Below are 7,469 nucleotides of genomic sequence, written 5' to 3' on the forward strand. Positions count from 1 at the left end.
CGGCCGATGGCCATTCCACGGAGACGAAAAAAGAACTACCCTATTGCCTAATTGTCTTCATATCCCCGGCAATAACGATAGTTCTCAACACAATTATAACAGCAGCGAGGCGAAATTGTCCAACAGTGAGCTGGAGCGCGAGCAGGAATACGTCGCGATGCTCTACCGGCGGGTCGACGAGCTGCGCGAACACGCGTCGAAGCGGCTGGCCGGAGTGCTGCGGGAGGACGGCGGAACCCGGCAGGCGCGCGTCGAGCGGGAGTCCGCGTTCGCCCGGTACACCGAGCGGGTGGCGAGGCTGGACGCGGCCGAGAACGGCCTGTGCTTCGGCCGGCTCGACCTGCGCACCGGCGAACGCCGCTACATCGGCCGGATCGGCATCCTGGACGACTCCGACGAGGGCGACCCGCTGCTGGTCGACTGGCGCGCGCCGGCCGCGCGCCCGTTCTACGTGGCCACCGCCGCCGCGCCGGAGGGCGTACGCCGCCGTCGCCACATCGCCACGCGCCGGCGCCGGGTGGTGGACCTGGACGACGAGGTCCTGGACGGCGAGGCGCTCGATGCCGCCGGCGAGGAGGGGCTGATCGGGGAGGCCGCGCTGCTGGCGGCGGTCAACGCCGGACGCACCGGCCGGATGCGGGACATCGTCGAGACCCTGCAGGCGGAGCAGGACGAGATCATCCGCTCCGACCACCGGGGCGTCCTGGTCGTGCAGGGCGGGCCGGGCACGGGCAAGACCGCCGTCGCGCTGCACCGCGCCGCGTACCTTCTCTACACCCACCGGAACCTGGCCGAGCGCGGCGTCCTCGTCGTGGGCCCGAACGCGACCTTCCTGCGCTACATCGGCCAGGTGCTGCCCGGCCTCGGCGAGACGAACGTGCTGCTGTCGACGGTCGGCGGCCTGTTCCCCGGCGTCGAGGCACGGCGCGCCGAGCCGCCCGCGGCCGCCGAGGTCAAGGGCCGGGCGCTGATGGCCGGCGTGGTGGCCGCCGCCGTACGGGACCGGCAGGCCCCGCCCCGAGGCCCCGTGGAGATCCCGTACGGCGACGGGACGCTGCGGCTGGAGGAGGAGGACTACCGGCGTGCCGCGGTGTCGGCCCTCAGCGGCCGGGTGCTCCACAACGAGGCACGACGGATCTTCGTGCGCGAGATCCTCGACGTGCTCACCCGGCAGGCCGCCGAACGAATCGAGGCGGTCGTGCTCGACGACGGCGGGCGGCCCCTCGACGGCGGCGACGGGCGGGGCGTCCTCGGCGACGCGGACGTACGGGCCCTGCTCGCGGCCGGGTACCCACGGGACCTGCTGGACGCCGACCACCTCCTCGACGCCGGCGAGGACGCACGGCCGCTCCTCGACGAGTCCGACCTGGCCGAGCTGCGTACGGAACTCGCCACCGGCACCGGCGTACGGGCCGCGCTCGACAAGATGTGGCCGAGCCTGACTCCGCAGCGCTTGCTGGAGGACCTGTTCGCCGACCCTCTCCGGCTCGCCTCGGCCGCGCCCGGCCTGACCGACGCGGAGCGCGAGTCGCTGCTGCGGGCGCCCGGTGGGGGCTGGACGCCCGCGGACGTCCCCCTGCTGGACGAGGCCGCCGAACTGCTGGGGGCGGACGACCGGGCGGTCGGCGCACAGGCGACGGCCAGGGCGCGGGCGGCGGCCGAGCGCCGCGAGCAGATCGCCTACGCGCGGGGCGTGCTCGACATCGCGTTCGGTTCACGGTCCAGCGACCTGGAGGAGGGCGAGGAGGCCGAGATCCTCACCGCCGCCGACCTCCTCGGCGAGGAGGAGCTGGCCGAACGGCAGGAGATCGCGACCCACCGTACGGTGGCCGAGCGGGCCGCCGCCGACCGGACCTGGACGTTCGGGCACGTGATCGTGGACGAGGCGCAGGAGGTCTCGGCGATGGCCTGGAGGCTGCTCATGCGGCGCTGCCCGAGCCGCTCCATGACGATCGTCGGCGACGTGGCCCAGACCGGTGACGCGGCCGGCGCGTCCTCGTGGGAGAGCGCGCTGCGGCCGCACGTCGGTGACCGGTGGCGCCTCGCGCAGCTGACCGTGAACTACCGCACCCCGGCCGAGATCATGGCCGTCGCCGCCGACCTGCTCGCCGCGCTCGACCCGGGCCTGCGGCCGCCCCGCTCGGTACGGGAGACGGGTGTACCGCCGTGGCGCCTGTCCACCACGCCGGCCGACCTGCCGAGGATCCTGGCCGAGTGCGCCGCGCGGGAGGCGGCGGCGCTGGAGGACGGCCGCCTCGCCATCATCGTCCCGGAGACCCGCCTCACGGAGCTGGCCGCCGCCGTCCCCGAGGCGGCCCACGGCTCCGACCCCGACCTCGAGCGCCCGGTCGTGATGCTCACGGTGCGCCAGGCCAAGGGCCTGGAGTTCGACTCGGTCCTGATCGCCGACCCCGCGGCGATCCTGGCCGACTCCCCACGGGGCCGGAACGACCTGTACGTCGCACTGACCCGCGCCACGCAACGGCTCGGCATCCTCCACCCGGGCCCGCCCCCGGCCGAGCTGTCCCGGCCGTCGGTGCCGGAGGCCGGCACCGAGCGGGCCTGACGGACCTCAGGCCGCCTGCGAGGTGCGGGGCAGGCGGGCGGTGTGGACGAAGAAGCCCTTGATGCGCTGAATGGCGGTGGTGAACGCGTCGAGGTCGACGGGTTTGGTCACGTAGGCGTTGGCGCGCAGCAGGTAGATGGCGCTGATGTCGTCGAGGTTGGCGGACGTGGTGAAGATGACGATCGGGATCGACCGCAGCTCGGCGTCGGACTTGACCTGTTCGAGCACCGCCCGCCCGCTGTACTTCGGCAGGTTCAGGTCCAGGAGCACGAGGTCGGGGCGGGGCGCGTCGGCGTACGCGCCCCGGCGGTAGAGGAAGTCGAGGGCCTGCTGCCCGTCCTCCAGCACGATGAGCCGCGGCGGGTCGCCGTCATGATCGGCGAACGCCTCCTGGATGAGGATCTGATCGCCCGGGTCGTCCTCGACGATGAGGATGGTGACCCGCTGCTCCGCGGCGCTCATTCGGACACCGCCTGCTCGCCGACGGGCGCTTCGGAGGAATCCTTGTCATCGTGGTCGGTGAACAACGTGAGGAGCCCTTCGACGCGGTGGTCGGCGTCCGCCGGGTGCCGAAACGGGCGGGTGGGGTCGACGCTGTAGTGGTTCCGCCGCCCGACCTTGGTCCGATCGATGTAGCCGGCCTCTTCCAGGTCGTTCACGATCGTCTGCGCGGCGCGTTCGGTGATGCCGATCGTGTCGGCGATGTCACGGAGCCGCGTGTGCGGATTGCGGGCGATGACGATCAGCACCCGGGCGTGGTTGGTCAAGAAGGTCCAGGGCTTGTCATCGGCTGTTCCGCCGTCCCGCCTCACGTGATCTCCCTCTCCGGCCCCGGCACCACCGGCAACCGATCCTCGTCTCATGAGACTTGTTTACAGAATATTATTTCATGAAGACTTGACCGTGACTACCGGGAGGGAGAGGCTCAAGAGGTGCTGACACACCCCGCTCCCCGGCCGACCTCGGCCGGGCACCCGCTCGGCACCGCCGCCATGATCACCATCAGCGCCGCCGGTGATCAGGTGTGTGTCGCCCTGGCCGGTGAGGTCGACGCGACCAACGCCGACCGGCTGCGGACGACACTGTTCACCCACATCGGCGAGGGCCGTACCCGGGTGGTCCTCGACATCGGCGCCCTGACCTTCATCGACTGCGCCGGCTTGACCGCCATCCGGAAGGCCGCCGCCTGCGCCGAGTCCCTCGGAGGATCGCTCCGGCTGTACGGCGAACCACGTCCCGCCGTCCGCCGGATGCTGCAGCTGACCAGGATGGCCGCGTCGTTCAGCGGCCGGTGAGCGGTCGAACGACGACGCGTCACCGGCGTCCGCCGAACTCCCACGCGTGAACCTCGGTCTCGGCGTACCGGACCGGGGTCAGTACGGCGCGCGCCGCGTCCGGATCCGGTGCCCTGACCAGCACGGCGGTCCCCAGCCACGTGGTTCCGTCGTCGGACAGCAGCGGCCCGTACGCGATCAACTCGCTCCGCTCGGACGGAACGGCGAGGTCGGCGCCCTTCTCCGGGCCGAGACCGAGCACCAGGAACCGGCTCCCGCCGCTCCGGCCGCCGGGGAAGTCCCACATGGTGCGTCCCAGCAGGTTCCGCCACCGGCGCAGCAGCACGTCCCGGTACACGCCGGCCTGGTAGTTCGGCTCCTCGAACGCGAACGCGCGGGCGGCAGCGGGATCGGGCAGGTCGACGATGTGCACGCTGCCGGTCGGCGTCTCCCCATCGCCGGCGAAGGTCGGGCCGCGGGCGATGAGCTCCCTCTCGTACCGGTCCATGTACGACCAGTGCGCCTCCCCCAGTTCCGCGCGCAACGCCGGGGAGCCGGACCGGTCGCGGTGATAACAGAAGAACTCCATGCCCCGACAGTCTTCACCACGCGCAGCGGCTAGCTGACCAAGTCGTTCGGCATGCTCGCGCTCCCCTTCCTGGTCCCTCTGTACTTCACCGTCACCGACAGGCGAGTGATCGTTCACAGGCTGTCCGCATATGACAATCACGTGATCTCACTCGTCTCCCACGACCCGTGCGCGGCGGTGGAGATCACAGCCGTCAGACGCAGGCCTCTCTGGAGCTCGTTCCGGTACCGAAGCCCCGGCGTTCCCCAGCCGATCCGTGTCAACGTCCATCGGCGCAGACGCAAGGAGATGGACGCGCTCGTCGCGCACCTTTCGGCAGCATCCCCGTGGCACGGCACCGGCGAGACCGGCCGGCGTCCCACGGCGGGAGTTCACGGAGTGGACGAACCTCCTCATCCCAGGTAGCGCGGGGTGCTCGGCAAGAGCTCCCGAGCGACCTCGCCTCGGCGATGGGCCGATTGGTCCGGCACGATCGCTGAACCGCACTCCTCGCTGATCCGGCGCCATGCTCCACGCCGAGATCTCCGGTGGTCCTGACAGCCGAAAGTCTCGGCAACGACGGACGCCTTCACCCTCGGGCGTGGCCGGCGCTCGGTCTCCCGGCGGGATTTGCCGAACCGGCAACAGTGTTCACGACAGCCTCACGCTCCGCCGGAAGATCGGTGCCAGGGCCGTCGGTCGGTCTACCGCTTCACGCCGGCTGACGTGCGCAGATGAGGATCGCATTCTGGAGGAATGATGTCGCAGCCCACTTCGGCCGAGGAGATCACGCATCGTCTGGTCTCCTCTCCCGCCGGTCGCATCCACCTGGTGGAGCAGGGTTCGGGGCCGCTGGTGCTGTTGGTGCACGGGTTCCCCGAGTCCTGGTACTCCTGGCGCCACCAGCTGCCCGTACTGGCCGCGGCAGGCTACCGGGCCGTCGCCGTCGACGTCCGTGGCTACGGCCGCTCTTCCAAGCCCGGGGACGTGGCCGCGTACCGGATGCTGGACCTGATCGAGGACAACGTCGCCGTCGTGCAGGCGCTGGGCGAGCAGACGGCAGTGATCGTCGGCCACGACTGGGGCGCGACCATCGCCGCGAACTCCGCCCTCGTACGGCCCGACGTCTTCCGCGCGGTCGGACTGCTGAGTGTGCCCTACGCCCCACGCGGCGGACCGCGGCCGAGCGAGATCTTCGCGCAGATGGGCGGGGACCAGGAGTTCTACGTCCGCTACTTCCAGGAACCCGGCCGGGCCGAGGCCGAGATCGAACCGGACGTCCGTGGCTGGCTCGCCGGCTTCTACGCCGCCCTGTCCGCGGACACCATGCCGCCCGCCGACGCCCCCGACCCGCATTTCGTTTCCCCGGGCGGGACGCTGCGCGACCGTTTCCCCGCCGACCGGCTGCCTGCCTGGCTCAGTGAAGAAGACCTGGACGTCTACGCCGCGGAGTTCGAGCGGACCGGCCTGAGCGGAGCTCTCAACCGCTACCGGAACATGGACCGGGACTGGGAGGACCTCGCCGACTTCGACGGCTCCCCCATCACCCAGCCGTCCCTGTTCATCGGCGGCTCGCTGGACGCCTCCACCACCTGGATGGCCGACGCCATCGAGGCCTACCCCGCCACCTTGCCGGGCCTGGTCTCCTCGCACATCCTCGACGGCTGCGGACACTGGATCCAGCAGGAACGCCGAGCGGAGGTCAACGAGATCCTGACCCGCTGGCTCACCTCTCTGCCCGTCTGACGGTGTCCGCCGAACCGCCCTCTTGAACTTCGATCTCGACGCTCCGGACCGGGGTCGGCACGGCGCACGCCGTACGCGGCTCCGGTGCCGGGGGCAGCGGTGCGGGCCGGACCGGCCATACGTGCCCGGTCGATCGCAGCCGCTGCACGAACACGGAGATCCTCTGGGCTCATCCGATTGCCCGAACAGCGGTATTCCTGCCCCCCCCTTTTCACTTCACCGTCACCGACAGACGAGTGATCGACGAGCGCAAGGTGGTGGACGCGCTCGGCAGAGAGCGGTGCCATCGCTCTGCGCCGAGACTTTCGGTGGTCCTGACAGCCGAAACCCTCGGCAACGATGGACGCCTGTGCCCTGAACGCGTTGCCCTCGACCTCGGCAGGCCACCCGGATTCGCGATATGCAGCGGCGACCGCTTCCAGGACCGCCGCCTCGGCTCTTCGCCGAGGCGGCGGACACTGTGGTGCGGTAAATCCCGTTTCGCTAGCAGTAACAGGCCGTTCGTAGGTCACTCTCGACATCACCGGAGAAGAGTGACGCAGGCTCGCCGCTCAATCCTCGCCTTCTCACGGCGCGACCAAGGCCGTTCGCGACGAAACACCGGCGTTAACGGTAAGTGGTTATTCGAATGCACAGAGTGATATCCATGGGGAGTCAGACACTTCGATACACCCGGAAGGGAGTCTCCGTGACCAAGCATGTTGCATTGGCCGGCCTGACCCTGGCCGTCACCGCGGTGGCCGCTGGCCCGGCCGTCTCAGCCACGATCTCCACCCCCCAGCGCGTGGCGCGAATTGCCGTGTGTCTCGATGCCACCAACAGCCGCGCCAACGACACCAACGTCCGGCTCTGGCACTGCCTGAACCACCCCAACCAGAAATGGGTGATCCGCGACGGACAGATCATCGTCGCCGACACCCTCAACTCCGGCCGCCCGGTGTGCCTGGACGCCACCAACAACCGCGCCAACGACACCAACGTCCGGCTCTGGCACTGCCTGAACCACCCCAACCAGAAATGGGTGATCCGCGACGGACAGATCATCGTCGCCGACACCCTCAACTCCGGCCGCCCGGTGTGCCTGGACGCCACCAACAACCGCGCCGACAACACCAACGTCCGGCTCTGGCACTGCCTGAACCACCCCAACCAGAAATGGGTGATCGACGGCGGCGAGATCCAGGTCGCCTAGGGCCTGTCCGGTGGATCATGTGGTGATCCACAACAATGCGGAGACCAGGGTGATCGCTGCCCGGTAGTGGCGGGTGAGTTTGTCATACCGGGTGGCGATGCCGCGCCATTGCTTGAGGCGGTT

General features: G+C 70.1%; 7 protein-coding genes. 4 read left to right on the forward strand and 3 right to left on the reverse strand.

Annotated elements, in window-relative coordinates; genetic code table 11:
* Positions 1 to 115: 115 nt before the first annotated feature.
* Positions 116 to 2,566 carry a HelD family protein gene (locus tag NDW01_RS14290; RefSeq protein WP_252820628.1) on the forward strand — a complete coding sequence of 817 codons (2,451 nt, stop codon included), beginning with the start codon at positions 116 to 118 and terminating at the stop codon, positions 2,564 to 2,566.
* Positions 2,567 to 2,572: 6 nt separating this feature from the next.
* Here the strand turns inward: NDW01_RS14290 and NDW01_RS14295 are convergent, their stop codons facing one another.
* A complete protein-coding gene (locus tag NDW01_RS14295) occupies positions 2,573 to 3,028 on the reverse strand; it encodes a response regulator (protein WP_252820629.1) in 456 nt (151 codons plus the stop codon).
* On the reverse strand, positions 3,025 to 3,378 hold the full coding sequence (locus NDW01_RS14300) for a helix-turn-helix transcriptional regulator (RefSeq protein WP_252820631.1): 354 nt from the start codon (positions 3,376 to 3,378) through the stop codon (positions 3,025 to 3,027). The genes NDW01_RS14295 and NDW01_RS14300 overlap by 4 nt, the downstream gene beginning before the upstream one ends.
* Positions 3,379 to 3,498: 120 nt before the next feature.
* Here NDW01_RS14300 and NDW01_RS14305 point away from each other — a divergent pair, with 120 nt between their 5' ends.
* The gene (locus tag NDW01_RS14305) at positions 3,499 to 3,861 is read left to right on the forward strand and encodes an STAS domain-containing protein (RefSeq protein WP_252820633.1); all 363 of its coding nucleotides are present in this window, start codon (positions 3,499 to 3,501) and stop codon (positions 3,859 to 3,861) included.
* Positions 3,862 to 3,880: 19 nt separating this feature from the next.
* Here the strand turns inward: NDW01_RS14305 and NDW01_RS14310 are convergent, their stop codons facing one another.
* Positions 3,881 to 4,429, reverse strand: coding sequence for a YciI family protein (locus tag NDW01_RS14310; RefSeq protein ID WP_252820635.1), 549 nt, complete (start codon positions 4,427 to 4,429; stop codon positions 3,881 to 3,883).
* 738 nt (positions 4,430 to 5,167) lie between these two features.
* On the opposite strand from NDW01_RS14310, the gene NDW01_RS14315 reads away from it, so the two are divergent.
* Both NDW01_RS14315 and NDW01_RS14320 read left to right on the forward strand, forming a co-directional pair.
* Entirely contained in the window at positions 5,168 to 6,154 is a 987-nt protein-coding gene (locus tag NDW01_RS14315) for an alpha/beta fold hydrolase (RefSeq protein WP_252820637.1), read from the forward strand.
* Between the two features lie 688 nt (positions 6,155 to 6,842).
* Positions 6,843 to 7,346 (forward strand): RICIN domain-containing protein, encoded by a 504-nt coding sequence (locus NDW01_RS14320; RefSeq protein ID WP_252820639.1) that lies wholly within the window; start codon positions 6,843 to 6,845, stop codon positions 7,344 to 7,346.
* The last annotated feature ends 123 nt before the right edge of the window (positions 7,347 to 7,469 follow it).

Origin of the sequence: Actinoallomurus soli (genome assembly GCF_024055715.1) — a bacterium.
Classification (GTDB): Bacteria; Actinomycetota; Actinomycetes; order Streptosporangiales; family Streptosporangiaceae; genus Actinoallomurus; species Actinoallomurus soli.